The organism is Pseudomonas bubulae, from assembly GCF_037023725.1.
Classification (GTDB): domain Bacteria; phylum Pseudomonadota; class Gammaproteobacteria; order Pseudomonadales; family Pseudomonadaceae; genus Aquipseudomonas; species Aquipseudomonas bubulae.
On record NZ_CP146077.1, the window covers coordinates 1,143,523 to 1,169,482 of the forward strand.

Here is a 25,960-nt window from a genome sequence, read left to right on the forward strand (position 1 = left end):
TTGCTGGCGACCCAAGCTTTACCTTGAGTATAGAAAAAGACAGGCACCATGATAGGCAGCGCAGAACACGTAAATAAGACGCAAACTGTCGTCGTTATGACTTTTATTTAGTCAATATGACGAAGCGGCTAGTCGATGTGACTTATCCGCGATCAACTTTGCTGCTGAGGATGATTGAGGTGGTGGTTTTCTCGACGCCTTCGACACTGCCGATCTGATCGAGCAACTGGTCCAGCTGCTCGGGTGAATCGCTGCGCAGCCAAGCCACGTAATCGAATTCGCCACTGACTGCGCACAGTTGCTGCACCTGGGCCATCGCACTCAAGCGTCGCACCACGTCCTTGCCGGAGCGTGGCTGCACGGTAATCCCGACATAGGCCTGCAGGCCGCCATCAATCAGGCGCTGGCCCAAGCGAACCCCGTAGCCGGTAATCACCCCGGTTTTCTCCAGCCGCGCCAGGCGTGATGTCACGGTGGTGCGGGCAATCCCCAATTGGCGTGCCAGCATTGCCACGCTTTCCCGGGCATTGAGCTGCAAGGCCGCGATCAATTGACGGTCGATTTCATCCAGTGCAGGGGGGCGGGTGTCAGGCAAGGGTGGCTCCAGGGGCTGCGTGATTGTTGGTCTTAGTCGAGTTTGCTACTCAGTGTCTGGTCACCTTGGAGGCTGACGCCGTACTGAATTTGGTAGCGTGTGCTGCGCCCACTGCCAGGCAGGCGAGTGATGCAGCCTTTCGCAAGCAGGTCACCCAGGTGGCGGGTCGCGGTAGCCTTGGAGACTTTGGTCACGGCTTGGTATTGAGCGGCGTTTATACCGTTCTCGAAGCCGCGTTCGCCACCGTCGAGCAGGTGGTTCAGCACCTTGAGCTGTTCGGCTAGCAGGGCCTGGTCGCGGTGTAGTTGCCAGAAACGGGCCTTGCTCAATACTCGTTCAATCCGGGCAAGGGCTTGCTCCAGGCTTTTAAGCAGCGTGGCTAGAAACCACTGCAACCAAGGAGTGATATCCAGTGTGCCTTTCTGGCTGGACTCCAGAATTCGGTAATAACCGGTGCGGTCATCAAGAATGCTGGCTGACATGGCATAGAAGCGGATGGATTGCTGCTCACTCTGGGCCAATGCCAAATCGGTGAGCGTGCGAGTGAGGCGGCCGTTGCCGTCATCGAACGGATGCAAGGTAACGAACCAAAAGTGGGCAATGCCTGCACGTAGTAAAGGATCAAGGCTTACATCGATTCTGCTGCTCTCGAACCAAGTGAGGAAATCGCCCAGTTGTTCTTCCAGCCCGGCACGTGGTGGTGCTTCAAAATGCACGGTGGGGTGGTGGAGGGGCCCGGATACTACCTGCATGGGTTCTTCGCCGCGCAGCGTGCCAGTGTGCAGTGGGCGGGCCAACAGCTTGTCCTCGCCGGGGAACAGCCAGCAGTGCCACTTATAGAGGCGTTCAAGATCCAGCAAGCGTTGATGCGCACTTGTGGCATCGAACAACAATTGTGCCAAGCCTTCGGAGCGTGCAGTTGTGCGACCTGTTCCGGTCAGCCCCATGCGGCGAGCCAGGGATGAACGTACAGAGCCTGCATTCAGCTGTTCGCCCTCAATGGCTGATGAGGTAACGATGTTTTGCAGTATGGTGTCCAGGCTGTTGAGCGCTTCATTATCACTTCCGACAGCGCCAATCATCCCCAGCAAACGGCCCTGAGCCTGGGTACAGGCACGCAATAGCGGGTTAAGCATCTCAGCTTGCCAGCTAAAGTTTGGCCAGCCGGGCTGTTGCCAGATCCAGGGGGAATCGTTCATGGGCTTTACTCGTCTATGAGCCGATTAACGAATATATTCGGCTCATATAGTGAGCCGATAATGCCGGCAAATCGGCTCACTGTCTAACCTGGGATGCAGGGTAAGCCGACGAAAGGACTATAGAGCTGGCCTGTGGACGTTTTGTGGACGCAAACCGGTTTTCTGGGCGTTTTGAAAAGCAAAATCCCAAACCCCGGAAACACAAAAGCCGCGCAGTGCGCGGCTTTGAGTATGGTGGGCCCAGTAGGACTCGAACCTACGACCAAGGGATTATGAGTCACAAGATTAGTGGTATTGAGCTACCTCGTGAAACATGAAAGTCCCTATTTTTAAGGCTTATAGCTTGATCTGACGTTTCTCGTTGTTTCCTGAAATCCTCTAAAGTTGCTATGATTCGTTGAGCAATTCGTTAAGAAAGGAATAGGGCTGAAAATGGCGCAGAAACTGGTTCACAGCAAGATAACAGCATTGAAAACCACGCTTTCTGAGGCCTTAGAAGGGAAAGGGACGGGTTCTATTCTCTTTGAGCGCCGAGCTACTGGCGTGTTGGTCTATCTGAGTCTGCGCCGAGAGAAAAAGCAGGAGCGGCTAAAGCTGGGGAACTATTCCGAAAAAACGCTGGTTGAGTGGCGAGCCTATGCCGCTGCGAAGTCGTTGGAGATTCGAGCCTTCCTGACTATTGATGACTATCAGAAAGCGGAAGAGGAGCGTCAACGCCTAACCCAACGTGCTGCGGATGTTGAGGCAAGGCAGGGAACGTGGGCTCAAATGCTGAATGCCTACGTTGACGATATGGAGCGTAGGGGCAAGTCCAGTGCTAGGGCCGTGCGTGGTGCACTGAAGCTGGATGTTCTCGATCCATTCCCTGAGCTGTCGCAATGCAAGGCCAAGGAAGTCGAACCTAGCGATATTGCGAACATCCTGCGTCGCTGCCTAACTCGATCAGTCGCCAGTAAAGGACGGGGCACCCGCTTGACCAAGGCATCTGCAACCAATGGTAAAAAGCGACAGGCAGATAAATTACGCTCTTACCTTCAGGCGGCTTTTTCGTTTGGTCTTGCTAGCGATCTAAACCCGCTACGTGCTGGTGACGCTGTTCAATACGGACTCAAATCAAATCCTGCGCGTGATGTGCCGACTATTGAAGGCGCCAATCAGGCGAATACCTGGGCGCTGACAAAAGAAGAACTGAAAGCGGTTGTTCTGGCTGTTGAAGGTTTACCGGCTCGGCGTAGTGCAATTGCAAAAGCGATGCTTTATCTCGCTGGGCAGCGTGTAGAAATGCTTTGTCGGGTTACTTGGGCAGACATCTATGACGATGGCGAGCATGGGGAAGTGATGCGGCTAATCGACCTCAAGGGCGGTAAAGGGACTCCGCCGCGTGAGCATCTGTTGCCGATGACTCAGCGACTCTGTGAAATCCTGTCACCGCTATTAGCGCTTCAAGATGCAGGCAAAGCACCTGGGCCGTTCTCTCTGCGTGGAAAAGTCAGCATTACACCCGGTACTGCACTAGATATTTTCTCAGCGCTTGGCGATCAGCTTTCGACAAAGGGGGAGACCCGCCGTTTCACTTGGCGCACGTTGCGCGCAACCATCGAAACGCATTTAGCCGCGCTGGGGGTGAATCAGGAGCGCCGAGCATGGTTACTGTCGCATGGTCGGTCAGGTGTGCAAGCAAAGCACTATGACCGGTGGAACTATCTACCGGAAAAACGTGCGGATTTAGACAGGTGGGCGCGCTATCTGGATGAGTTGGCGGGAGTGCCGCAGAGTGCGGAAGTGGTGCAGTTATCGGCACGCAGCGTGGTACGTCAATGAGCTGGCGATTTGAGGAAATGGCGCGCCTGCAAGAGCGCCAGAAGCTGCTAGAGCAACCGCTTGACCCTTTAGCAGTTACCGCCCGAGTCCTGGCGATGTTCTCCAGTGTTCTTCCTAGTAAACCCGTGGACTGGGACGGTTATCCGATGCACGTCCGGTCTATCTCGTGGCGTAAAGTTGAGGGTGTCACGCGTGCATACGTCGATGGCGTGGATTTGATCGAGGCTGCCGCGACCAACCGTAACGCATGGGATGAGGCTGCGCGGTTCGCGGCTCAATATATTGAGAAGGGGGAGCCGGTTCCTGAGTTCCTGCGCGTGTTTACTGCCGAGGTGCTGCGTGGGGTGCGACCACGTCCAGCTTGCAGAGGAAGGCCAGCCGACCCGAACCGGAACTTTGCAATCTGCCTGGGACTGGAGGCGCTAAGTCGTGCAGGCATAAAGCCCACTCGCAACGAAGCCACCGAAGATGTGCAATCAGGCTGCGACATCCTGGCCGCGACATTGGGACGCGATACCTCAGCTTACGTCGATATTTGGAAGCTGCGGAAGAAACACCTATACGCGCAATCGAGCTGGGAACTCCACTTGGAGCGTCTGCTTGTAGGGGATTAATCCCTGATTTATCCCCTTCGCCGAAGCCACTTGTGTCCTATAAAGTCCCTCTACTTTCACAGCGCACTGATGAATGCAAGGAGGGTGGCGGGCCAGAGATTTTCTTAAATGCGACACAAAAAAGTCGAAAATGCGACATTTTTTGTGTGAGAGAGGTTTGCCAAATAACCTTGATATTAAGTAAATCAAAGGGTTATGAGTAGACGTGACTTAGTAGTCGTCGAATGACTTCAAACTGAAGTTGGGCTGTTTTTACCAATGGTACAATGAGTGTGTTCCAGAAACACAAAAGCCCAAGAGATGAGATTCTTGGGCTGGTGTGGGGGTAATAACGAAAATTTAACTTAAGCTCTACCCGCTAAATCTTGTATTAACATGACGTAGGTTAGGCAGTTGAATGCCGCCCGTCAACAGGTTTTTCCGGGCCACGTGATCTAGGAGATCAGATGGTCAATTTTAACATCCCGCATCATCCCGCAGTTTTTTTCTGCAAACTCTACGCTGTTAGCCGCACCACTTGGTGGCGGTTGTCTGGTCGCTCAGGCTTCCCTTCGCCGATTCGTATTGGAAGGGCGGTCCGCTGGAATGCTTCGGAAATCGAAGCTTATCTAACCCAGCACAAGGCCTACTGAAAATGGAAAACTTCCAACTCCGCAAAATCGCGAGGCCGACTTCTGCTGCCCCTGAAAAAGCTACTGCCTTGGTTGACGTTAGCGCCGAAGCTCAGCGCCAACGTGTATTGAACCTGCTTATGGATCATTCGCGCTCCACGTTTGAGCTAGGCGACGCTTTCAACGTGTTAATGCCAGCCGCTCGGGTCAAGGAGCTGAAAGAGTTGGGTCATGAGATCCACCGGACTCTTTCGACTCTGCCCGATAGTGAAGGGCGTTTGCATCCGCGTATAGCGACTTACGCATTGATCAAATTGGCCGAAGGCGAGGGCGCGGTATGAATGCTCAGCAAATCACGCAAGTGAAAGCCCTTGCAGGCCTGTATCAAATGATCGGTAACGCCTCGTTGATCAGTGCTAACGATAACGACGATGCGCTCGCAATCAGCGTCTTCGTGGACGCCTTTGATCTTCTTAAGTCCGCCCCACTTGATGTGGTTGAGGTCAATCGACGTTATGTGGCTGCCTTCAATTCAGGCAAAGTGCTTGCCGGTCTCATTGAGGCTGAACGTGTGCAAATAATCGCCAGCTACCATGGGGGTTTGCAATGACTATCACTGCACAAGAGCTGTTGCCGGACGTTGATGAGGCTTTGCGATTCTTGGCGTTGTTGGACCCTGATTCGCAACCACAAGACTGGCACTATCGAGCAATCCACCCGATGCAAGGGGCTCGAAAGGCAAATTCGTTGTACGACCTACAGGCAAAAAACATTGATGGGTGGGGGGCATACGCTGTTGTGAATGCAGGGGGGCATGACGCCGCTAGCATTACCCGCGTTCGGGCTTTGTATGTTGACTTCGACATCATCGATAACCACCTTGATAGGTTGGCGGCTGTCCCCTTTGCTCCGTCGATCATTGTTGAGTCGTCACCCGGTAAGCACCACGCCTATTGGTGCGTGGATGGTGTGCCGTTGAGTGAGTTTGAAGCTGCTCAGCGAAAGCTGATTGCGTTAGTGGACAGTGACAAGAGCATTCACGACTTGCCGCGTGTAATGCGTCTGCCTGGGTTCAACCACACAAAAGCACAGCCGGTAAGATCGAGCATTGTTCACGAGGGCGGTCAGCGTTACACGTGGGCCGATTTATCGGAATGGCTGGGCACGCTCAAGGAGCCACACCGAAGCGCAGCTAACGATTCTGGAGAGCGTGGCAGCAGTGATCACACAGAGCTGTTAGCTGAGTTGTTGCAGGGTGAGAGTGTTCACGAAAACGCTTTGCGAATTGTTGGCCGATTGGTGGCAAAGGGTGTTGACGATCAGTTGATTCATTTGGTTTTTTCCGCCGTAGCTCCTGAAGTGGTAAAGCAGCGAGGTGCAGAACGTGCCTCGGCACTATTGGGTACAGAGCTGGCTGGAATGATTGAGGGCGCTCGCCGCAAAGGGTATGCACCTGTTCCGGCGCGGCCATACTCAGAAATCAGTGCGGATGTGAAATTACTGAGTGATGAGAGCGAATCGTCCGATATTGAAAGGCTAGTGGCAGAAGCTTTGTCCCGGAGCCCTATCGAGCGTGACCGACTGCTCAAAGCGATCAAGCAACAAACAGGTATCGGCCTGGGCACTTTGCGCGAGATGGCCCCTGCTGCGAATGATGATGATCACGAGGACCATCTTGAACTTGCGCAGCGTGTTTTGGTTTCTATCGGTGCTGACAACATCCTTGCATCCGGGCCGTTGGTTTACGAGTGGCTCAGTCGCGGTGTCTGGAGAGTTGCTGAGGATCGAGCGGTAAAGCAGTTGGTTCAAAGGGCGCTTGCACCACACACGGCTATTACAGCGAACGTGGTCAATAACGTCGCGGACGTTTTCAAAACTGCGATCTACGCCAAAGACCATGCTTTCAATCTGGGGGACCCGGAGTCTGTAAATTGCCTATCTGGAGCTCTGGTGCGGCATGATTTGACGGGTGAATGGGAGCTTGAGCCTCATAACAAGCTGGAGTATCGAACCACTCAAGTTCCACTTGAGTACCAGCCTGAAGCCGCTGCGCCTCGCTTCTCTCAGTTTCTGGGCGAGATTTTCGAGCCTGACAGCGATGGCAAGGAAAAGGCGCGGGCGCTGTTGGAAATGCTCGGATACACGCTGATGACGCATTGCAGGCATGAGCGATTCATTATGCTCATCGGTGGTGGCAGCAACGGTAAATCCGTCCTGCTGTCGGTGCTGGAGGCGCTGCTAGGGTCTGAGAATGTGTCCGGTGTGCAGCCTTCGCAGTTCGACCGTGCTTTTTCTCGTGCGCATCTGCATATGAAGCTAGCCAATATCGTTACCGAAATTCGGGAAGGCGAGGTAATCGCTGACGCCGCTTTGAAAGGCATTGTGTCGGGAGAGCCTGCGACGGTTGAGCATAAGTTCCAAGACCCTTTTGTCATGCGCCCATACGCTACTTGCTGGTTTGGTACGAACCACATGCCACACACACGGGACTTTTCTGATGCCTTGTTCCGGCGTGCGTTGGTCATTCGCTTCAACAGAAAATTTGACGCCAGCTTGGGCCAGACGGACCCGATGCTCAAAGAGAAACTGCTGGCTGAGCTTCCCGGCATTTTCAACCTGTCTTTAGCTGCGTATAGCGAGGCGCTAGAGCGTGGCTTTACTGATCCTGAGAGCAGTCGCCAAGCTAAAGAGGAATGGCGCCTAGAGGCTGATCAAGTGGCCCAGTTCGTTGATGATGTGTGTGAGCGGAGTACCTTAGGTAAGGTCGGTTCTCAAAAGCTGTATGACACGTTTACGAGTTGGGCGTCTGGTCAGGGTATCGGTCAGAAGGTTAAGCAGAAATCTTTTGTAGATAGGCTGGAGCGGCTGGGCTTCGGGCGTACGCGTGATCGACATGGGAAGTATGTAAGTGGCTTGGAGATTCGTCCAGGTTGGAGCATGCAACAGCAATAACAAGGAGGGGCCATCGCGGCCCCTTTTCTTTGTGCAATGTGTGCCGCTTGTGCCGTGTTATCTGAGATACCCCAACCTTTCAAAAAATATAAGCAGTGAAATATCAATACATTGTTTTTTTAGAAAGATAATGAATGTCGAAAAACCCGGCACGCCCGGCACACCATACATAAATCCAAATCCTGATCAATATATCGCCTGATACTTAACTTGTTATCGATATTTGTGAGCTTTTTGAAACTTGGTGTCGTCATAGACGTATTTTTATCTCGCGTATAATTAACTGGTAAACCCAATTAAACTTAAGCGGAATGCCTTACATGACCGAAGAGCTACTTAAAGCAATGATTACGGCGATGGAGAAATTCACTGCTGAACTTGCCGCCCTCAAGATCGCGAACAAGCAAACTCAAAATACGCTGGCAACTATTCTTAATTTGAATCTCCAAACCAACGCCAAGCCCAAAGATGACGAGTTCACAGGCTACAGCTTGAACACTGCTGACCAGGAACACGCGCATGGCTAAAGCATTTGAGGTTGGCACTGCACAACCCATCGCCAGAGACATGAAGGGCCGTTTCCAGCCGGGCCACCCAGCCCTTAATGGTTCTGGTCGGCCAGTCGGATCGAAGACCCAGCCCAGCGCATTACGCGACCTGTTGAACCTATTGAAGAGCATATGAAAATGACCACTGTTGAACTGATCGAGCAGCACAAGAAACAACTGAACGAAGCCGAAGCTCTGGCTGACGCACTCGGTATCGAATGGGAGCAGGGCGCTCGTAGTGGCGCGGACGTATGCGAAATCGAGGATCGTATCGACCATACCGCCCGACTTGTTAAGCGCTTGTCGCTGCGTTTGGAAACCCTGAACGATCAGCTCGCCTACTAAATCGAGCAAGATCGTATTAGCCGTGCTGCTGCGCTGCGTGATCAGGTGATTAGCAAATACGAGGCGCTGGCAGAGGACTACAGCAAGATCAAGGCCGCTGCTGACAAGCTCACTGGCCAGCTTGAGCGATTCAACAAGCAAGGCATAGAAGTCGCTGAGGTGGACATTCGACGCCTCAAACAATTAGGTGGCTCGCCGTTGCCGCATGAGGTCGCCAGCATTTTTGTCGGTCATACCTTTGACTCGCTTGCATTCGATGATGCTTGGCGAACTGCGCACCATATGGCTGTGCATGGACTTGAGAGTGCGACATATCTCATTGGCTGATTCTACCGGCCCGATCCTAGCCGGTCGGGCAATACCAGGAGAGCAAGATATGCTGGTCTCTGAGGATGCAGTTGAGTTTGAATAGGACAATCAGCCGAGCGATGAACAGTTGCTTATCTGGGCTATCGAGGCGGCAGAAGTAATGCCGCCAAGGCGCTGGCTGGCACGTTGGGGCGGTTTCCTGACTCCTCGCATGTACCGGTGCAATGGTAAGACAAAGCGGCGCTACAACGATTTAGTGAAGGGCATAGCGAAGGCCACTAAACCGGTGCCAGGCCCGGAGGCCACGCCTTATCCGGGAGTGATATGGGCTTGATCGTAATCGTTTTGGAGAGAGGCATCCTTGCCGATGTTCAGCGTCGATGATGCACGCATGAGAAGTTACTTTCCTTCCTTAATGAAATTTATATACCACTTTATATTGGTGACTTCTTGAGCGGTCAGCTGCTTTTCTAGGTAATAGTTTTGCCCAGATAATCGAACTATGACGGTTTGCGCCTGAGTTAGTGCAGTGATCAGTTCTTGTGGGGCTGGGCTAAACTGGCGCTCAGATACTCCGACTGAATGGACGATTTCTCTGTTGTTGTTTGTTGAAGGGGAGTTGGTTATTTTTCCGTCAATATTGAATGCGATATTGTTGACGAAAAGCCAATCTTTTCCTAGCCAGTACGTCTCTATATTCCAACTGCTGGTAGTGCCTTTCTTTAAGGTGTTAAATCTGAACCACGCCGATCCGTTGCCGCCAAACGTAATTGGCTGTATATCAATTGGTGAGCTAAAGAGGTGCTCTGAGCCTGGGTTGAAATTGTCTGGTGCCGCTCTATATGCTTGGAATGGGCTTTCAGCGCATCCTGTCAGTAATATGCTTATGAGTAATGCAGTTGTTAGAGCTAGTATTGTTCTTATAGAAGCCATTGTTGGTTTTCCATTTTTATGCTGGTGTTAGTTGTGTTTGCCATTTGGAATTGGTTTGCGGCTATTGGTCAAGCTTGGCTAGGTTTGTTGTTATCTTCTCGACAATTGCGTCTGGAGCGTGGAAGGAAAGTTCGGATGTGGTTTTGTTAGTTTCGATGGTCACTTCCAAAAGCTCCTCTTCGCTGAGGAACTGAGAAATCATTTTTCGTGCTCGGATTTCCATTTCTTTTGCTAGGTCGAAATTGCCTGTTCTCTTTATGGGCATGAGAGGCTTCCTTGGCTATGTGGTTGTTGATTAGTTTGTGGTCGAGTTGTAAGGGTTTTGTCCCTCGTTGAACGTAAAGTTAATTACCGTGTCGTTACGAATCAGCACGTCGAGAGTTTTCTGGGTGCCGGTGGTGGTGACTTTCATGGTGACGATGTAGCTCTGTGCGTGAGCAGAGCCGTTTGCGTAGGTGTAGACCCACTTTTCATCGGTGTCGTTGACTGGGCTTTTACTGAAGGGGTCGCCAAACAGGGCTTTGAGCTCTGTTGTTGTCGTCTTTCCTTTGATGATGCTAGCTACGTTCTCAGATGGGAAATCTCTACCGCTTGTGTAGTGGGAGGTAGCGCAACCGCTAAGCGCCAGGCTCATTGCTAGTACTGCCAGTGCCTTTCTCATATCGATCCCTGATGACGTGATTTTTCACAGCATACGCTTGGATGAAATCGAAAGGCTACTACTTGGCGCATGTCTAATCGGTGGCGCGGAGGCACAGGCCGCATTCGTTTAGCAATTCGTTAAGATTTTCCATCGGAAAACAAAAAAGGCCTACGCCCTTAAGCGTAAGCCTTTGTTTTGTATGGTGGGCCCAGTAGGACTCGAACCTACGACCAAGGGATTATGAGTCCCCTGCTCTAACCAACTGAGCTATAGGCCCTCAGTAGGTCGCGGATTATAACGATGGTTTCTAAGTAGTGCTATCCGAAAGATCTGAAATTGCCAGGTGAAGGAAAGTTGCTGCAAATTTTTCGGGAAGTAACGGCGGGCTGACGATCTCGCCCTGGATCAGTTCGCAACCTGCCTGCGCCAGGAAAATCTGTTGTTCCCGGTTTTGAACACCGTCGGCAATGATGGTGAAGTGCATGCTGTGCCCCAGCGCGATGATGGCATGCACGATGGCAGCATCATGGGGGTCGTCGGGCAAGCCATGTACAAATGACGGGTCGATTTTCAACGTGTCCAACGGCAAGCGCTTCAGGTAACTGAGGGACGAGTTGCCAGTACCAAAATTGTCGATGGACAGTTTTACTCCCAGTTGTTTGAGCCGATGCAGGGCATCAAATGCCGCTTCGGTCTGGCCGGTGAGAAAAGTTTCGGTGATTTTCAGTTTCAGGCTCTCGGGTTTGAGCTTGCAGGTTTCGAGCAGTTGCTGGATGTGCGCCATCAGCCCCGGCTGGTGTAATTGGGCGCTGGCAAGGTTGACCGAGATGGGTCCAAAGGGCTTGTACAGTTGATTCCATGAGCACAGTTGCTGGCACGCACGCTCGAGCATCCAGTCACCAATTTGAATGATCATGCCGTTTTCTTCTGCCAGATGAATCAAGCGCTCATGTGAGATTCCTCCGAGTAGAGGGTGGTTCCAATGCAACAGTGCTTCGGCGCCAGCCAGCGTATGGTCGCGCAGACGGACTTTGGGCTGATACAGCAGTGAGACCTGGCCTCGCTCCAGGGCGCGGCGCAGTTCCTGGCCCAGAAGGATGCGGGCACTGGTCTGGGAGTTAAGGTCGTGGCTGTAACGTTCGACGCGATTGCGCCCTTTGAGTTTGGAGTGGTACATCGCGATATCGGCATTTTTGATCAGTGTGGCCACGTCGTCGCCATCATCCGGGTAGATGCTGATACCGACGCTGGCGCTGATAAACAGTTCGCTTTCGTCGGTCAGAAAGGGTTCGTTGAAGCTGTTCAGCAGCTTTTCGGCAATCTTCTGTGCATCTTCCGGGTGTTTGAGCCCAGGCAGCAGGACGATAAATTCATCGCCGCCAAGACGGGCGACCGTGTCGATGTCGCGCAATTGTTCGGTGAGGCGGGCTGCGATGCCCCTCAGCAACTGATCGCCCACAGGGTGCCCGAGGCTGTCATTGATGTTCTTGAAGCGATCAAGGTCCAGAAACAGCACCGCGCTATGTTGATCATTACGCCGCTGATCGGAGAGTACCTGGCGCACCCGGCTTTCAAACAGCAAACGGTTGGGAAGGTTGGTCAGCGGGTCGTGGTGGGCCTGGTGATCAAGGCGTTCCTGGGCCAGTTTGAGGGTGGAAATATCAGAAAATACGGCGACGAAATGTGTCACCACATCATTGTTGTTGCGCACGGCGCTGATGGTCATCCAGCTGGGGTAGATTTCACCGTTTTTGCGTCTGTTGAAGATTTCGCCCTGCCAGTTGTCAGCGGTCGATAGCTGGTACCACATGGTTGCAAAGAACAGTTTGTCGTGTCGGCCAGACCCCAGCATGCGCGGCGTCTGGCCCAGGACTTCACTTTCGGAGTAACCGGTGATTTCGCCGAAGGCCCGGTTGACCGCGGTAATTTTTTGCTCGGGATCGGTAAAGATGATGCCTTCGGCCGTGCTCTCGAACACGGTGGCTGTTTGCAGAAGTTTTTCCTGCATCTGATGCCGTTCGGTAATGTCGTGGACGATGGTCAAAATGCAGTCGTCGGCGCCGATCAGCAACGGGTAGCTGGAGATTTCACAGAGGCGAACTTGCCCGTCCTTGTGTCGGATATGGCAGGTGAAGTCGCGCACAAAGCCGTTTTTTTCCAGGACCGCAAGCAATTCACGGCGCTCATGGGGGTCGACCCACAATTGCAGTTCCAGGGTTGAGTGGTACAAGGCACTGGCACTGTCATAGCCGATGACCCGGCTGAAACCTTCGTTGATCTCGAGTATCAGGCCATCGCTTTGACGGCTCAGTAAAAGGCCGTCCAGCGATGCATGAAATGCTTTGGCAAACTTTTCTTCGGAAAGAAGCAAGGCTTCTTCAGTCTGCTTGGTTTCGCTGATATTGATCAGCAAGCCGCGAACCACGGCTTGCTGATTGTGGGTCGTGATACTGGCAATGTCCCGTAGCCAGAGGATGTTGCCCTCTGCGGTGATCACCCGATAGTCCAAACTGTGATCGTGGCCTGCGCTGATCTCTTTTTTACGCCAGGCCTGGATTCTGGGCAGGTCATCGGGGTGAACGACCCGTTTCCAGAACCCCGGGCTTAGCCAGTCAGAGACTGGATAGCCGAGCAAGGCTTCGGCCTGGGGGGAGACATAGGTATAGGTGTCGTTGTCCAGCTGTGCTTCCCAGGCAATAGCCGAAAGGCTTTCAATCAACCCCTTGTAGTGATCCTCGCTGCTGCGCAGTTCCTGTTCGAGGGTGGTTCGCCGGGAAATCTCGGAGCTCAGGCGTCGGTTGATGCGGATGACTACGAACAAAATGATGATCAGCAGCAGTATGCCAGGCAGGACATAGAGCAGCAGGGTGCGCCACAGGGGTCGGTAATCGTTGATATCGCCTACCCAGTGCTGCTGAATGCGCTGGGTTTCACTCGGGCTTATATTGGCCAGCACCTTGTCCAGCAGTCCTAGCAGAACGGTCTGGTTTTTAGGAACGGCCATGGCCAATTGAAAGCGATACGGGGTTTCCCCGCTGACGTACAGGCCATCGAGCTTGAGCTGGCGCAAGCTCCATACGCTGGAAGCCAGATCACCCACCATGGCATCCACCTGGTCCGTGGCCAGAGCCTGCAACGCCGAGCTGACGTTGGGCAGGGCGACGATGTTGAGGTCAGGGTGTTGAGCGCGCAGTAATTCGTGGGGGGCGTAGTTTTCAATTACACCCACTCTGAGGCCGTAGAGTTCCTGGATATTTTTAGGCGCCGCGCCGCCCTTGTGGGCGAGGATGACAATGGGGAAGTCCAGATAGGGCCGGGTAAATGCCAGGCGTTTTTGGCGCTCGGGGGTCGACATGACGCCGGGTAACCAGTCGAGTTTGCCTTCCTTGGTTTGCTCCAGGACTTCGCTCCAGCTTGACGCAGCGACTTGCTTGACGCTTACGCCCAACTGGTTGGTGATCAGGTTTACATAGTCGGCAGCGAGGCCTGTATAGGTGCCCTGTGCGTTGAGGAACTCAAAAGGCGGCCATGTGGTATCGATGCCGAGGAGCAGTTCGGGGTGCTCTTTGAGCCATTGCTGTTCTTCATCGGTGAACGTCAGGGCTTGGGCGCCAGAGGTCCAAACGAGAAGTGACAGAAGCAGGGTAGCCAGCAAGCGTGACATACGCATCCCTTCAATACACCTGGATGCATCCAGTGTAGTCGGGCTGTGGCAGAGGCGAGGGGGCAGGAGGTTTTTAGCTGTAAAGCAAAACCCCCGGCAGGGCCGGGGGTTTTGTTGTCACTCGTCGAGGAAGGAGCGCAAATGCTCGCTTCTCGTCGGGTGGCGCAGCTTGCGCAGCGCCTTGGCTTCGATCTGACGAATCCGCTCACGGGTCACGTCGAACTGTTTACCAACCTCCTCAAGGGTGTGGTCGGTATTCATGTCGATACCGAAACGCATGCGCAGTACCTTGGCTTCACGGGCTGTGAGGCCGCCGAGTACGTCGCGTGTCGCTTCTTTAAGGCTCTCAACGGTAGCAACATCGATTGGCGACTGCATGGTCGAGTCTTCGATGAAGTCACCCAGATGGGAGTCTTCGTCATCACCGATCGGGGTTTCCATGGAGATCGGCTCTTTAGCGATCTTCAATACCTTGCGGATTTTATCCTCAGGCATTTCCATGCGTTCGCCCAGCTCTTCCGGGGTCGGTTCACGGCCCATTTCCTGCAACATCTGACGGGAAATACGGTTGAGCTTGTTGATCGTCTCGATCATGTGCACCGGAATACGGATGGTGCGGGCCTGGTCGGCGATCGAGCGAGTGATCGCCTGACGGATCCACCAGGTGGCATAAGTCGAGAATTTGTAGCCGCGGCGGTATTCAAACTTGTCTACCGCTTTCATCAAGCCGATGTTGCCTTCCTGGATCAGATCGAGGAACTGCAGGCCACGGTTGGTGTACTTCTTGGCGATGGAGATCACCAGACGCAAGTTGGCTTCAACCATTTCTTTCTTCGCGCGGCGGGCCTTGGCCTCGCCGATCGACATGCGACGGTTGATGTCCTTGATCTCGGCAATCTTCAAGCCGGTTTCTGCTTCCAGAGCAGAGAGCTTTTGCTGGCAACGGATGATGTCCGGTTGCAGGCGACCAATGGCTTCAGCATATTTGCTTTTGCCTTTGGCCAGCGCATCGCTCCAGCTTTCGTCGACTTCGTTGCCCGGGAACAGGCGCAGGAAATCGGTGCGCGGCATGCGTGCATCACGTACACACAGCTGCATGATTGCGCGCTCTTGTGCACGCAGACGCTCCAGGGCGCTGCGAACACGCTCAACCAGGCCTTCGAATTGCTTCGGAACCAGTTTGATCGGCATGAACAGCTCAGCCAGTGCAACCAGCTCGGCAATTGCCTGCTTGCTGCCGCGACCGTGCTTTTTCAGGGCCTTGCGAGCGATTTCCATCTGATCGGAAACAGCGCCAAAGCGCTGGGCCGCGATGATCGGATCAGGGCCGCTTTCGACCTCTTCCTCGTCTTCGCCGGAATCTTCCTTGTCGTCCTCTTCGTCATCACCTTCGGCTTTCACCTTGGTGTCGACAGGAGGAGGTACTTCGGCTGCGGGCGGCGCAATACCGTCGTCCGGGTCGATATAACCGCTCAGAACGTCGGACAGGCGGCCACCTTCGGTGGTGACGCGAGTGTACTCGGAGAGAATATGGTCAACCGTGCCAGGGAAGTGCGCGATTGCGCCCATCACTTCACGGATGCCTTCTTCGATACGCTTGGCGATTTCGATTTCGCCTTCACGTGTCAGCAGTTCTACCGTGCCCATTTCACGCATATACATGCGCACAGGGTCGGTAGTACGACCAATGTCGGTCTCTACTGCCGCCAACGCTGCAGCCGCTTCTTCAGCTGCTGCTTCGTCGGTGTCGGCATCGGCCAACATAAGGGCGTCCGCATCCGGAGCACTCTCGTGTACGGGGATCCCCATGTCATTAATCATGCGGATGATGTCTTCCACTTGCTCCGGATCTGAAATATCTTCGGGCAGGTGGTCGTTGACCTCTGCGTAAGTCAGATACTTCTGCTCACGGCCGAGGGTGATCAACTCTTTGATACGAGACTGCTGTTGCGCTTTTCCGGACATAACACCCTATCCACTGAAGGTCTTGGCGGGCAAAAAACAAGCCGAGGATTATACCTTAGCTATGACCTCACGCGCCAGTTGAGGTCGGGTTTGATGCAGGATTATTGCGACTTAAAAGGTCGCGTAACTGATTTTTTTCCTCGCTACTTAGCTCGCCTTGACGTGCTTTTCGAAGAAGTTGCTCTAGATTTCGCTCGCGTTGGCGAGCTGACAGGCTAGTTATGGTGTCGAAAAACTGTTGTTCAAGGTTATCGGCATCAATTAGCCATTCCTTTTCCAGCAGTCTTTGCAGCAAACGGCCCTGTTCAGTGCCGTGCCAGCGGGACAGTAGCTGAATAGAGCTTAGCTTAGGATTTTTCTGTACAGCCTCGACCAGAGCAATCAGTAGTTGATTATTAGTCTGGTCTTCTGCAGCAAAGTGCCCGGCGTCCTCAACTTTTTTGGCCAGTTGCGGGTGATGCAGCAGGGTGCGCAGGGCTGTCAGGGTCGGGGGTTCAACACCTACCGGGATCCAGGCCTGCTCGCGTTCGCCGCCGCGCTTGCCTTTTTTGTCCCAGGGTTTGTTTTCCCACTTTTTGCCGCCAGCGCCGGTCTTTTTCGGGGTCCATTCCTGTTGGGGGATGTACATGTCCGGTTGCTGGAAGTCGCTGTAGTCGGGCATTGCATCGTAATCAATGCCCGGGTCATAGGTTGGCTGTGCCTGGATTTTTGCGGGCGTATTTTGTGCCAGCTGGCTGACGGTTTCGCTGGTAAGGCCGGTTATTTCGCTCAGGCGCTGACGCATCAGGGTCCGCAGGTTGGCGCCCGGGACTTTGTCGATCAGCGGTGCTGCCAGCGTGGCCATATGGGCCTTGCCTTCGAGCGAGCGAGGGTCGGCTTCTTCGGTCAATTGCTGGAAGAAGTAGTCTGCCAGCGGCTGGGCATGCTGGTTGATACGGGCCTTGAAGGCATCGGTGCCTTCAGAGCGCACCAGGGTGTCCGGGTCTTCACCTTCGGGCAAAAACAGGAAGCGTGCGCGGCGCCCGTCCTGCAGGCAGGGCAGCGTGGCTTCAAGTGCGCGCCATGCCGCATTGCGGCCGGCCTGGTCGCCGTCAAAACAGAACAGCACGCTGGGCACCACGCGAAACAGGCGCTTCATGTGCTCTTCGCTGGTAGCGGTGCCCAGTGTCGCGACAGCATTGCGCAGGCCTTGCTGGGCCAGGGCAATGACGTCCATATAGCCTTCAACCACGATGATTTCGTCGAGGCTGCGATTGAACTTGCGTGCTTCGAACAGCCCGTACAGTTCCTGGCCTTTGTGAAAGACCGGGGTTTCCGGGGAGTTCAGGTATTTGGGCTTGTCGTCGCCGAGCACCCGGCCACCAAAAGCGATGATGCGGCCACGGCTGTCGCGGATCGGAAACATTACCCGGTCGCGAAAGCGGTCGTAACGCTTGCCGGTCTCGGCGTTTTCGACCAGCAGGCCAGCGTCGATCATGGCTTTTTGTTGCAGCGTGTCACTGCTCAGGTGTTTGTAGAGGTTGTCCCAGCCTGGTGGCGCAAAGCCCAAGCCGAAGTCGCGAGCGATTTCGCCGGTCAGGCCTCGGCCTTTCAGGTAGTCCACCGCTGCTTTTCGTGCCGGATGGCTTTTCAAGGCCTGGCGATAAAAGTCAGCAGCTGCAGTAAGAAGCGGGTATAGCGGGGAGTCAGTCGGTTGCCGAGGTTTGTGCGCCCGGCCGCTTTCTTCCCGTGGGATTTCCATCCCGGCAGCTTTGGCCAGTTCTTCGACAGCCTGGGGGAAGTCCAGGTTGTCATGATCCATGATGAAGCCGAGGGCGTTACCGCCAGCGCCGCAGCCAAAGCAGTAATAGAACTGCTTGTCCGGGCTGACGCTGAACGACGGGGTTTTTTCTTTGTGGAAGGGGCAGCAGGCGGTGTAGTTCTTGCCAGCTTTCTTCATTTGCACGCGCGAGCTGACGACATCGACGATATCGGTACGGTTCAGAAGGTCGTCAATAAAGCTCTGGGGGATTAACCCGGCCATGGCGTTCTCGTCATCACTGCGCAGAATTGGGTCCGAATAAAGAGCTTGGTCATCGTGCGTGCAGGCAAAAGCTCTGCTCGATCGTGGGGCGTCTGCTCAATTATCTCGGGGAAGTGTATCTGTCGAAATCCGCTCTACTCATATTAATCAGAGTCGACGGGATCGATAAATGTCACGCTCTGAGTCCGGCACTGACCAATGGCTGGTCTCGGATAGCTCATAAGCAGGCACTGGAGAGGTGCCTTGGGCTGATCGTCTTTAAGGATAATCAGAGAGGTGTGCTCGTCGGTAGCCTTGGAAGGCTCGTCAGTAAAGACGTGCACCGCTGGCTATTAGGCCAGGTCTGACGTGTTGTAACGCTTGTCGCGGTCGCATCTGCGGCCTTGACGATAAAGCATGTAACTTGCAACAACTGCCTACGGCCCGGCTTTAGGCCGGGCTTGGCAGAAGCGTGCAACGAACGTCTGTGTATTAGTACAGACGAACGGCGCGGCGCTGCTCGCGCTGAACTTTCTTCGCGTGACGCTTAACAGCAGCTGCTGCTTTACGCTTACGCTCAGAAGTCGGCTTCTCGTAAAATTCGCGGCTGCGAACTTCAGCCAGAACACCGGCTTTTTCGCAGGAGCGCTTGAAACGACGCAGAGCTACGTCGAAGGGTTCGTTCTCTTTTACTTTGACGGCTGGCATCCAGAGCTACCTTCATTCATTACCGGGGTCAACGTCTCAAGGCAAAATCGCGTTGGAAGACGTCGGTTTTTAAGGGTTGCGGATGTTAACCCCTCATCGCCCGGAATGCAAAGCCTCTGATCGAAAACCGCTGGCCGGGGGCGGGAGTGGCGACTATTATGCGCGCCTTCGAATTTAGCCTCTACAAGGCGTAAACCCATGCTAGTACTGGGATTAGAAACCTCCTGCGACGAAACCGGCGTCGCGCTATACGACAGTGAACGCGGGCTTTTGGCCGATGCACTGTTCAGCCAGATCGACCTTCACCGCGCCTATGGCGGTGTGGTACCGGAGCTGGCTTCCAGAGATCACGTCAAGCGAATGCTGCCGTTGATTCGTCAGGTGCTGGCCGAGGCCGACTGTGTGCCTACCGAGATCGACGCAATTGCCTATACGGCGGGCCCGGGATTGGTTGGAGCCCTGCTGGTTGGGGCTTCTTGCGCCCAGGCGCTGGCGTTTGCCTGGGGCATTCCGGCCCTTGGCGTGCATCACATGGAAGGCCATTTACTGGCCCCTATGCTGGAAGAGCAACCTCCGGAATTTCCGTTCGTCGCTTTGTTGGTCTCGGGCGGTCATACGCAGCTGGTTCGCGTTGATGGCATCGGCCAATACGAGTTGCTGGGCGAGACACTGGATGACGCCGCGGGTGAAGCGTTCGACAAGACCGCGAAGATGATGGGGCTTAACTACCCGGGTGGCCCTGAGATCGCGCGGTTGGCCGCCCAGGGCGTTGCAGGACGCTTTGTCTTCCCCAGGCCCATGACAGACCGTCCGGGCCTGCAATTCAGCTTCAGCGGCCTCAAGACGTTTGCCCTGAACACCTGGCAGCGTTGTGTGGCAGAGGGCGACGACACTGAGCAGACCCGTTGCGATATCTCCCTGGCGTTCCAGCAGGCCGTGGTTGAAACGCTGACCATCAAGTGCAAGCGTGCCTTGAAGCATGCAGGCATGAAGCGCCTGGTGATTGCAGGCGGGGTGAGTGCCAACAAGGCGCTGCGCGTTTCCCTTGAGAAAATGCTCGGTGAGATGAAGGGCAATGTGTATTACGCCCGTCCGGAATTTTGTACGGATAATGGCGCGATGATTGCGTTTGCGGGTTGTCAGCGCTTGCAGGCCGGTCAGCACGAATCATTGGCGATCAGCGTGCAGGCACGCTGGCCGATGGAGCAACTGCAGCCCCTGTGAGAATGGGGGCTGGAGCCGGCGTGAAGATTTTTCACGGGCAAGATTCAGAAATGCCGTTCGCGCCCGGCCATCAGGTCGCGTAAATTGCCGCGATGGCGCCATACAATCAGCGCCGTCAAGGCGCTCATTGGCAGTAGCGCGGCAGGCTCTTGCCAGGCCAGCAATGGCAGGGTCAGGGGAGTGGCGATCAACGCCGCCAGTGAGCTGGTACGGGTCAGCTGGAAGGTCAGCAGCCATGCGGCGACTGCCAACAGTGCAGCAGGGGGATACAGTCCCAGCAGCATGCCGGCCGCCGTGGCGACACCCTTGCCGCCGCGAAAGCGGAAGTAGGCAGGGTACATGTGACCTACAACGGCGCAGCCGCCGATCCAGGCCTGGTCCTGGAGCGAGAGATCCAGTTGGTTGGCCAGCAGGACGGGCAAAAGCCCCTTGCACAGGTCACCGAGCAAGGTCAGGACGGCAAGTTTTTTGCCGGCCAGACGCAACATGTTGGTTGCGCCGGCATTGCCGGAGCCACTCATTCGCGGGTCGGGGGTTCCCGTCAGGCGGCTGAGCAAAATGGCAAAGGACAGAGAGCCGAGCAGGTAGGCGAGGATCGCCAGTAACCAAAACATGCTAACTATTCCGGGCGAGGACGCCCTGATTCTAACGGCGCTTTGCGCCCTTGTCGTGCTGCGGAGAAGAGTGCTTGGACAGAGTGTTTATCGAAGGCCTGGAAGTTGACACCGTAATCGGTGCTTATGACTGGGAACGTGGCATCCGTCAGTGTCTGCGCCTTGATCTGAGTTTTGCGTGGGATAACCGTCCAGCTGCGGCTGGCGATGATCTGACGTTGGCGCTGGATTATGCGAGCGTTTCGTCGCGAATTCAGGCGTTCGCCGAGCAGGCTCAATTCCAGCTGGTGGAGACCTTTGCAGAGCGACTGGCCGAAGTGTTGATGAGTGAGTTCACTATCCCCTGGCTGCACCTCAAGCTGACCAAGCCCGGCGCAGTTGCGGCGGCCACTGGGGTGGGCGTGGAGATTGAGCGCGGATGTCGCTAACTCAGGTTTATCTCGGGCTGGGCAGTAATGTCGAGCGTGAAAAGCACTTGCTGGCAGGGCTGGAAGCGCTGAGCGGATTCTTGCAGGAGATGCGCTGTTCGGCGGTGTTTGAAAGCCAGCCGGTGGGTATCAAGAGCGGGCCGTTTTTCAACCTCGTGGTGTCGGCAAAAACCGATTTTCCACTGGTTGAGTTAAGTCGTCGTTTGAAGCTGATCGAAGCTGATAACGGGCGTTACGCTCAAGATCGCAAAGGTTTGCCGCTGGATATCGACGTGTTGTTCTTTGGCGATCTGGTGGGCAACTTTGACGGTTTGACCTTGCCCCGTGCCGAAATCCTCAAGAACGCTTTTGTGTTGTGGCCGCTGTCTTTGATTGCCCCAGACAAAGTTCATCCCGGTGTGGGCAAGACGCTTGCGCAGATTTGGGCCGAGGCGCAGATCGAGCAGGTGCTTGCGCCTGCAGCCTTCGAGTGGCGGGGGGAGTCCTTGACGCCGCTGGAGATGCTGGCGGGCTGAGAGTCGATTGAATGGGCTGCAGGTTGCTGCTTTTTTGTGGGAGCGGGCTTGCTCGCGATGGCGTCGATGCGGTCTGAGTGTAAGACCGTGGTGCCCTAATCACGAGCAAGCCCGCTCCCACAAGGTTTGCACTACGCCGCATCCTTGTAAGCTTGTAGTGCCTTGAGCCGTTCGCGCTTGAGTGCTTCGCCCAGTTCGGGGCCCTTGTAACCCTGCTCCAGTAACGGCTGCACCGCTACCGAAAGGGCGGCCCGCGCCGCGCCGCGCAGGTAGTCGGCCTGCGGGTAGGGTCGGTCTTCCAGGCCCAGGCGGCCTTTGGCGTCCATCTCGCACGCTACGATAAACTCCTCGAACCGCTGTGGCCGACGGTATACGTCGAAGCGCTGCAGCAATTCCAGTAGCGTCGAAGCCTTGAGCTCAAGGGCGCGATGGCCGTGGGTGTGGTATTCGCCTACCAGCAATGCCAGCTCCTGACAGTCCCTCGGCACCTTATAGCGTTCATTGACCGCCTTGATCAGGCGCAGTCCCTTGTGTTCGTGGGCAATATGCCTTGGCCAGTCTTTCTCTGGCGTAAGCCCCTTGCCCAGATCGTGCAGTAAACAAGCCCAGCGAACCGTCAGCGGTTGCTTGTGCAGCGCCGATTGCTCCAGCACGCTGAGGGTATGTACACCACTGTCGATTTCCGGGTGATGGGCGGGGGGCTGAGGGACGCCGAACAGGGCGTTCACTTCGGGTAGCAGTACTTCAAGAGCGTCGCAGCTGCGCAGCACTTCGATAAAAACCTGAGGCTGATCTTCCATCAGGGCGCGGGAAATTTCCTTCCAGCAGCGTTCCGGGGTCAAGGCTTGCAGTTCGCCGGACCGGGACAGTTGGCGCATCAGCTCCAGAGTCTCGGGAGCGATGCTGAAGCCCAGGCTGGCGTAGCGCGCAGCGAATCGGGCTACGCGCAGTACTCTTAGGGGATCTTCGGCGAATGCGGGGGAAACGTGGCGCAAAATGCGGGCTTCAAGGTCGCGCTGGCCATGGTAAGGGTCGGTTACGTTGCCAGCCTCGTCCTCTGCCATCGCATTGATGGTCAGGTCGCGACGGATCAGGTCTTCTTCGAGGGTGACGTCGGGGCTGGCGTGAAAAACAAAGCCCCCATAACCATGCCCGCTTTTGCGTTCGGTGCGGGCCAGTGCATATTCGTCACCCGTCTTGGGGTGAAGAAATACCGGGAAGTCAGAACCAACAGGGCGATAGCCCAAGGCCTGCATTTGTTCGGCTGTTGCGCCCACCACCACCCAGTCAATATCGGTGACAGGCTTGCCCAGCAGGCGATCGCGCACTGCGCCGCCAACTTTATAGATCTTCATAAAAAACCTCCGTTAGCGCGACAGGATAGCGCGTGTGCCGTGCTAACGGAGGCCTGCTTTACAGGTGAATGGCTCCCATATCCAGGCGACCGCGGTCAATCTCACCGTGGTCGCCTTTTGGCGGGACATGGTGGACCTTCATGACCTGGTCGCCTTGCAGTGTTTCCAGGTGGATGTCGAAGCCCCACAAGCGGTGCAAGTGCTTGAGAACTTCTTCGGTGGAGTCGCCCAGGGGTTTGCGGTCATGTTGCTGGTGACGCAGGGTCAGTGAACGGTCGCCCCGGCGGTCGATGCTCCAGATCTGGATATTGGGTTCGCGATTGCCCAGGTTGTATTGCGCGGCCAGGGTTTCGCGAATGATGCGGTAGCCATTTTCGTCGTGGATGGCTGGCACCAGCAGGTCGTCTTTTTGATCGTCGTCCATGATGCTGAACAGCTTCAGGTCACGGATCACTTTGGGTGAGAGGTATTGCAGGATAAAACTCTCGTCCTTGAAGCTGCTCATGGCGAATTTGATGCTCGACAGCCAGTCGCTGCCCGCAAGATCCGGGAACCAGTAACGATCCTCCTCGGTCGGGTGTTCGCATATGCGCCGGATATCGCAATACATCGCAAACCCAAGCGCGTAGGGGTTGATACCGCTGTAGTAAGGGCTGTCAAAGCCAGGCTGGAACACCACGCTGGTGTGGGAAATGAGGAACTCCATCATAAAGCCCTCGGTCACCAGGCCTTCGTCGTACAGGTCGTTCATCAAGGTGTAATGCCAGAAAGTCGCCCACCCCTCGTTCATCACTTGTGTTTGCCGCTGCGGATAAAAGTACTGGGCTATTTTGCGCACGATACGTACAACTTCGCGCTGCCAGGGCTCCAGCAGCGGGGCGTGTTTTTCCAGGAAGTAGAGGATGTTTTCCTGAGGCTCTTCGGGGAAACGGGCGTTGTCCTTCTCGCTGAGCTTGTCTGCGCTTTTGGGGATGGTGCGCCACAGGTCGTTGATCTGTTTTTGCAGGTGCTCTTCGCGTTCCTTTTGTCGACGGCGCTCCTCCTCGGCAGAGATCGGGTCAGGCCTTTTGTAGCGGTCCACACCGTAGTTCATCAAGGCATGGCAGGAATCGAGCAGGTCTTCCACCGCATCGATGCCGTGGCGTTCCTCACATTGCATGATGTATTGCTTGGCGAATACCAGGTAATCGATGATCGAACTGGCGTCAGTCCAGGTGCGGAACAGGTAGTTGCCCTTGAAGAAGCTGTTGTGGCCATAGCAGGCGTGGGCTACTACCAGTGCCTGCATGCAGATGGTGTTTTCTTCCATCAGATAGGCAATGCAGGGGTCTGAGTTGATAACGATTTCGTAGGCCAGACCCATCTGGCCCCGAGTGTAGGATTTTTCAGTACTAAGGAAGTGTTTGCCATAGGACCAGTGGTGATAACCCAGCGGCATGCCCACTGATGCGTAGGCATCCATCATTTGTTCGGCGGTGATGACTTCGATCTGGTTAGGGTAAGTGTCCAGCGCATAGCGGCCAGCCAGGCGGCCGATTTCGCGGTCATACGCCTGGATCAGGTCAAAGGTCCACTCTGAGCCGGTGGAGATGGGTTGGCGCTTATTCTCTTTGGCGGTCATGTCACTAACCTGCGCTGGAAGAGTTCACGGAAGACCGGATAAATATCGCCGGCCGAGACCAGTTGCTGTTGAGCGAAGGTGTCGGAAAACGCCTCGCTGATGCGTTCGTACTCATACCAGAGCGCCTGGTGTTCGCGCGGGGTGATCTCTACATAAGTGTAGTACTGCACAAATGGCATGATCTGGTTGATCAGAATGTCGCGGCAGATGGGTGAGTCGTCGTTCCAGTTGTCTCCGTCAGAGGCTTGGGCTGCGTAGATGTTCCATTCGTTGGTGGGGTAGCGTTCGGCCATGATCTCCTGCATCAGTTTGAGTGCGCTGGAGACGATAGTGCCGCCGGTTTCCCGGGAATAGAAAAACTCCTCTTCGTCCACCTCTCGTGCGCTGGTGTGATGGCGAATAAACACTACGTCAATCTTGTCGTAGTTACGCTTCAGGAACAGGTACAGAAGGATGAAAAAGCGTTTGGCAATGTCTTTGGTGGCTTGGGTCATGGAGCCTGAAACGTCCATGAGGCAGAACATGACGGCTTTGGAGCTGGGGTTGGGCTGTTTGATCAACAGGTTGTACTTGAGGTCAAAGGTGTCGAGAAATGGCACGCGATGAATGCGGGCGCTGAGTTTCTCGATTTCGGCCTCGATGGTCTTGATATCGCCGAAGTTATCGGGCTCCTCGCGTTTTAATCGCTCCAGTTCGGCCTTGGCTTCCCGCAGTTTCGCCCGGCTGCTGCCGGACAGCGCGATGCGTCGAGCGTGAGCTGAGCGCAAGGTACGAATGATGTTGATACGAGACGGGTTGCCCTCGTTGCTGATACCGGCACGTACGGTTTTGAACGTGTCGGTGCCGGTCAGGTTGCGTTTGACCAGATTGGGCAGTTCGAGGTCTTCGAACATGAATTCGAGGAACTCTTCCTGAGTGATCTGGAACACGAATTCGTCCATGCCTTCGCCGGAATTCCCCGCTTTGCCAGGGCCGCCGCCACCTCCCGATCCACCTTGGGGCCGGGGGATATGTTCGCCGCTGGTAAACTCTTTGTTGCCGGGGTGAACCACGGTTTGCTTGCCACCACGCCCGTGATGCATCACCGGCTCATCGATATCGCGGCCAGGGATGCTGATTTGCTCGCCATGTTCCATATCCGTAATGGAGCGGCGGCCCACGGCCTCTTCTACGGCCTTTTTAATGTGGTCACGGTAGCGACGCAGAAAACGCTGACGGTTAACCGTGCTCTTGTTCTTGCCATTGAGGCGTCGGTCGATCACATAGCTCATTAGGCCCTCCGGGCAGCTTCAAG

24 protein-coding genes and 1 tRNA gene are annotated in these 25,960 nt (G+C 55.1%); 11 read left to right on the forward strand and 14 right to left on the reverse strand.

The window, feature by feature from the left end:
- Window positions 1-142 precede the first annotated feature (142 nt).
- Both V6L81_RS05285 and V6L81_RS05290 read right to left on the reverse strand, forming a co-directional pair.
- Window positions 143-595 carry an Lrp/AsnC family transcriptional regulator gene (locus V6L81_RS05285; protein WP_016782458.1) on the reverse strand — a complete coding sequence of 151 codons (453 nt, stop codon included), beginning with the start codon at window positions 593-595 and terminating at the stop codon, window positions 143-145.
- A gap of 32 nt (window positions 596-627) precedes the next feature.
- Complete coding sequence (locus tag V6L81_RS05290) at window positions 628-1,794, reverse strand: Fic family protein (protein WP_338660525.1); 1,167 nt, start codon at window positions 1,792-1,794, stop codon at window positions 628-630.
- 432 nt (window positions 1,795-2,226) lie between these two features.
- On the opposite strand from V6L81_RS05290, the gene V6L81_RS05295 reads away from it, so the two are divergent.
- The 8 genes from V6L81_RS05295 to V6L81_RS05330 all read left to right on the forward strand — a co-directional run bounded on the left by V6L81_RS05295 (window position 2,227) and on the right by V6L81_RS05330 (window position 9,012).
- A complete protein-coding gene (locus V6L81_RS05295) occupies window positions 2,227-3,615 on the forward strand; it encodes a tyrosine-type recombinase/integrase (RefSeq protein ID WP_203306826.1) in 1,389 nt (462 codons plus the stop codon).
- Window positions 3,612-4,229: a hypothetical protein gene (locus V6L81_RS05300; protein WP_338661112.1), complete on the forward strand. Its 618-nt coding sequence runs from the start codon at window positions 3,612-3,614 to the stop codon at window positions 4,227-4,229. Before V6L81_RS05295 ends, V6L81_RS05300 begins: the two co-directional genes overlap by 4 nt.
- Before the next feature lie 634 nt (window positions 4,230-4,863).
- A complete protein-coding gene (locus V6L81_RS05305) occupies window positions 4,864-5,181 on the forward strand; it encodes a helix-turn-helix domain-containing protein (RefSeq protein WP_338661113.1) in 318 nt (105 codons plus the stop codon).
- Entirely contained in the window at window positions 5,178-5,450 is a 273-nt protein-coding gene (locus tag V6L81_RS05310) for a hypothetical protein (RefSeq protein WP_338661114.1), read from the forward strand. The genes V6L81_RS05305 and V6L81_RS05310 overlap by 4 nt, the downstream gene beginning before the upstream one ends.
- Window positions 5,447-7,792: a phage/plasmid primase, P4 family gene (locus V6L81_RS05315; RefSeq protein ID WP_203306821.1), complete on the forward strand. Its 2,346-nt coding sequence runs from the start codon at window positions 5,447-5,449 to the stop codon at window positions 7,790-7,792. Before V6L81_RS05310 ends, V6L81_RS05315 begins: the two co-directional genes overlap by 4 nt.
- Window positions 7,793-8,112: 320 nt before the next feature.
- Window positions 8,113-8,319 carry a hypothetical protein gene (locus V6L81_RS05320; protein ID WP_338661115.1) on the forward strand — a complete coding sequence of 69 codons (207 nt, stop codon included), beginning with the start codon at window positions 8,113-8,115 and terminating at the stop codon, window positions 8,317-8,319.
- Between the two features lie 153 nt (window positions 8,320-8,472).
- A complete protein-coding gene (locus V6L81_RS05325; RefSeq protein ID WP_203306819.1) occupies window positions 8,473-8,685 on the forward strand; it encodes a hypothetical protein in 213 nt (70 codons plus the stop codon).
- 45 nt (window positions 8,686-8,730) lie between these two features.
- The gene (locus tag V6L81_RS05330; protein WP_203306818.1) at window positions 8,731-9,012 is read left to right on the forward strand and encodes a hypothetical protein; all 282 of its coding nucleotides are present in this window, start codon (window positions 8,731-8,733) and stop codon (window positions 9,010-9,012) included.
- A gap of 381 nt (window positions 9,013-9,393) precedes the next feature.
- Here the strand turns inward: V6L81_RS05330 and V6L81_RS05335 are convergent, their stop codons facing one another.
- From V6L81_RS05335 to rpsU, 8 genes are all read right to left on the reverse strand, one after another.
- Complete coding sequence (locus V6L81_RS05335; protein WP_203306817.1) at window positions 9,394-9,927, reverse strand: hypothetical protein; 534 nt, start codon at window positions 9,925-9,927, stop codon at window positions 9,394-9,396.
- Between the two features lie 61 nt (window positions 9,928-9,988).
- Complete coding sequence (locus V6L81_RS05340) at window positions 9,989-10,192, reverse strand: hypothetical protein (RefSeq protein ID WP_203306816.1); 204 nt, start codon at window positions 10,190-10,192, stop codon at window positions 9,989-9,991.
- A gap of 30 nt (window positions 10,193-10,222) precedes the next feature.
- Window positions 10,223-10,588 carry a hypothetical protein gene (locus V6L81_RS05345; protein WP_203306815.1) on the reverse strand — a complete coding sequence of 122 codons (366 nt, stop codon included), beginning with the start codon at window positions 10,586-10,588 and terminating at the stop codon, window positions 10,223-10,225.
- Between the two features lie 182 nt (window positions 10,589-10,770).
- Window positions 10,771-10,847 (reverse strand) — tRNA-Ile (locus V6L81_RS05350).
- A 30-nt stretch (window positions 10,848-10,877) separates the two neighbouring features.
- Window positions 10,878-14,234: a bifunctional diguanylate cyclase/phosphodiesterase gene (locus V6L81_RS05355; protein WP_094999984.1), complete on the reverse strand. Its 3,357-nt coding sequence runs from the start codon at window positions 14,232-14,234 to the stop codon at window positions 10,878-10,880.
- Between the two features lie 117 nt (window positions 14,235-14,351).
- A complete protein-coding gene (rpoD, locus tag V6L81_RS05360) occupies window positions 14,352-16,199 on the reverse strand; it encodes an RNA polymerase sigma factor RpoD (RefSeq protein ID WP_094999924.1) in 1,848 nt (615 codons plus the stop codon).
- Window positions 16,200-16,266: 67 nt separating this feature from the next.
- Window positions 16,267-18,222 carry a DNA primase gene (gene dnaG, locus V6L81_RS05365; protein WP_095019496.1) on the reverse strand — a complete coding sequence of 652 codons (1,956 nt, stop codon included), beginning with the start codon at window positions 18,220-18,222 and terminating at the stop codon, window positions 16,267-16,269.
- Window positions 18,223-18,693: 471 nt separating this feature from the next.
- The gene (rpsU, locus tag V6L81_RS05370) at window positions 18,694-18,909 is read right to left on the reverse strand and encodes a 30S ribosomal protein S21 (RefSeq protein ID WP_002551877.1); all 216 of its coding nucleotides are present in this window, start codon (window positions 18,907-18,909) and stop codon (window positions 18,694-18,696) included.
- 198 nt (window positions 18,910-19,107) lie between these two features.
- Between rpsU and tsaD the strand changes: the two genes are divergently transcribed.
- A complete protein-coding gene (gene tsaD / locus V6L81_RS05375; RefSeq protein WP_094999926.1) occupies window positions 19,108-20,133 on the forward strand; it encodes a tRNA (adenosine(37)-N6)-threonylcarbamoyltransferase complex transferase subunit TsaD in 1,026 nt (341 codons plus the stop codon).
- A 44-nt stretch (window positions 20,134-20,177) separates the two neighbouring features.
- On the opposite strand, the gene plsY is transcribed toward tsaD, so the two are convergent.
- Window positions 20,178-20,747 carry a glycerol-3-phosphate 1-O-acyltransferase PlsY gene (gene plsY, locus V6L81_RS05380; RefSeq protein ID WP_094999927.1) on the reverse strand — a complete coding sequence of 190 codons (570 nt, stop codon included), beginning with the start codon at window positions 20,745-20,747 and terminating at the stop codon, window positions 20,178-20,180.
- 74 nt (window positions 20,748-20,821) lie between these two features.
- Here plsY and folB point away from each other — a divergent pair, with 74 nt between their 5' ends.
- On the forward strand, window positions 20,822-21,175 hold the full coding sequence (gene folB / locus V6L81_RS05385; protein ID WP_094999928.1) for a dihydroneopterin aldolase: 354 nt from the start codon (window positions 20,822-20,824) through the stop codon (window positions 21,173-21,175).
- Window positions 21,166-21,690 (forward strand): 2-amino-4-hydroxy-6-hydroxymethyldihydropteridine diphosphokinase, encoded by a 525-nt coding sequence (gene folK, locus V6L81_RS05390; RefSeq protein ID WP_095019497.1) that lies wholly within the window; start codon window positions 21,166-21,168, stop codon window positions 21,688-21,690. Before folB ends, folK begins: the two co-directional genes overlap by 10 nt.
- Before the next feature lie 131 nt (window positions 21,691-21,821).
- On the opposite strand, the gene V6L81_RS05395 is transcribed toward folK, so the two are convergent.
- Genes V6L81_RS05395 through V6L81_RS05405 form a run of 3 tightly spaced genes read right to left on the reverse strand, consistent with a single transcriptional unit; the run spans window position 21,822 to window position 25,937 of the window.
- Window positions 21,822-23,045: a multifunctional CCA addition/repair protein gene (locus V6L81_RS05395; protein ID WP_094999930.1), complete on the reverse strand. Its 1,224-nt coding sequence runs from the start codon at window positions 23,043-23,045 to the stop codon at window positions 21,822-21,824.
- Window positions 23,046-23,103: 58 nt separating this feature from the next.
- Window positions 23,104-24,666 (reverse strand): SpoVR family protein, encoded by a 1,563-nt coding sequence (locus V6L81_RS05400; RefSeq protein ID WP_094999931.1) that lies wholly within the window; start codon window positions 24,664-24,666, stop codon window positions 23,104-23,106.
- The gene (locus V6L81_RS05405) at window positions 24,663-25,937 is read right to left on the reverse strand and encodes a YeaH/YhbH family protein (RefSeq protein ID WP_094999932.1); all 1,275 of its coding nucleotides are present in this window, start codon (window positions 25,935-25,937) and stop codon (window positions 24,663-24,665) included. Before V6L81_RS05405 ends, V6L81_RS05400 begins: the two co-directional genes overlap by 4 nt.
- Between the last annotated feature and the right edge of the window lie 23 nt (window positions 25,938-25,960).

What these genes read in the sequence shown, in the direction of transcription:
- V6L81_RS05290 (WP_338660525.1), bottom strand. Translation starts at nt 1,794, where the DNA reads ATGAACGATTCCCCCTGGATCTGGCAACAGCCCGGCTGGCCAAACTTT.
- V6L81_RS05295 (WP_203306826.1), top strand. Translation starts at nt 2,227, where the DNA reads ATGGCGCAGAAACTGGTTCACAGCAAGATAACAGCATTGAAAACCACG.
- V6L81_RS05300 (WP_338661112.1), top strand. Translation starts at nt 3,612, where the DNA reads ATGAGCTGGCGATTTGAGGAAATGGCGCGCCTGCAAGAGCGCCAGAAG.
- V6L81_RS05305 (WP_338661113.1), top strand. Translation starts at nt 4,864, where the DNA reads ATGGAAAACTTCCAACTCCGCAAAATCGCGAGGCCGACTTCTGCTGCC.
- V6L81_RS05310 (WP_338661114.1), top strand. Translation starts at nt 5,178, where the DNA reads ATGAATGCTCAGCAAATCACGCAAGTGAAAGCCCTTGCAGGCCTGTAT.
- V6L81_RS05315 (WP_203306821.1), top strand. Translation starts at nt 5,447, where the DNA reads ATGACTATCACTGCACAAGAGCTGTTGCCGGACGTTGATGAGGCTTTG.
- V6L81_RS05320 (WP_338661115.1), top strand. Translation starts at nt 8,113, where the DNA reads ATGACCGAAGAGCTACTTAAAGCAATGATTACGGCGATGGAGAAATTC.
- V6L81_RS05325 (WP_203306819.1), top strand. Translation starts at nt 8,473, where the DNA reads ATGAAAATGACCACTGTTGAACTGATCGAGCAGCACAAGAAACAACTG.
- V6L81_RS05335 (WP_203306817.1), bottom strand. Translation starts at nt 9,927, where the DNA reads ATGGCTTCTATAAGAACAATACTAGCTCTAACAACTGCATTACTCATA.
- V6L81_RS05340 (WP_203306816.1), bottom strand. Translation starts at nt 10,192, where the DNA reads ATGCCCATAAAGAGAACAGGCAATTTCGACCTAGCAAAAGAAATGGAA.
- V6L81_RS05345 (WP_203306815.1), bottom strand. Translation starts at nt 10,588, where the DNA reads ATGAGAAAGGCACTGGCAGTACTAGCAATGAGCCTGGCGCTTAGCGGT.
- V6L81_RS05355 (WP_094999984.1), bottom strand. Translation starts at nt 14,234, where the DNA reads ATGTCACGCTTGCTGGCTACCCTGCTTCTGTCACTTCTCGTTTGGACC.
- rpoD (WP_094999924.1), bottom strand. Translation starts at nt 16,199, where the DNA reads ATGTCCGGAAAAGCGCAACAGCAGTCTCGTATCAAAGAGTTGATCACC.
- dnaG (WP_095019496.1), bottom strand. Translation starts at nt 18,222, where the DNA reads ATGGCCGGGTTAATCCCCCAGAGCTTTATTGACGACCTTCTGAACCGT.
- rpsU (WP_002551877.1), bottom strand. Translation starts at nt 18,909, where the DNA reads ATGCCAGCCGTCAAAGTAAAAGAGAACGAACCCTTCGACGTAGCTCTG.
- tsaD (WP_094999926.1), top strand. Translation starts at nt 19,108, where the DNA reads ATGCTAGTACTGGGATTAGAAACCTCCTGCGACGAAACCGGCGTCGCG.
- plsY (WP_094999927.1), bottom strand. Translation starts at nt 20,747, where the DNA reads ATGTTTTGGTTACTGGCGATCCTCGCCTACCTGCTCGGCTCTCTGTCC.
- folK (WP_095019497.1), top strand. Translation starts at nt 21,166, where the DNA reads ATGTCGCTAACTCAGGTTTATCTCGGGCTGGGCAGTAATGTCGAGCGT.
- V6L81_RS05395 (WP_094999930.1), bottom strand. Translation starts at nt 23,045, where the DNA reads ATGAAGATCTATAAAGTTGGCGGCGCAGTGCGCGATCGCCTGCTGGGC.
- V6L81_RS05400 (WP_094999931.1), bottom strand. Translation starts at nt 24,666, where the DNA reads ATGACCGCCAAAGAGAATAAGCGCCAACCCATCTCCACCGGCTCAGAG.
- V6L81_RS05405 (WP_094999932.1), bottom strand. Translation starts at nt 25,937, where the DNA reads ATGAGCTATGTGATCGACCGACGCCTCAATGGCAAGAACAAGAGCACG.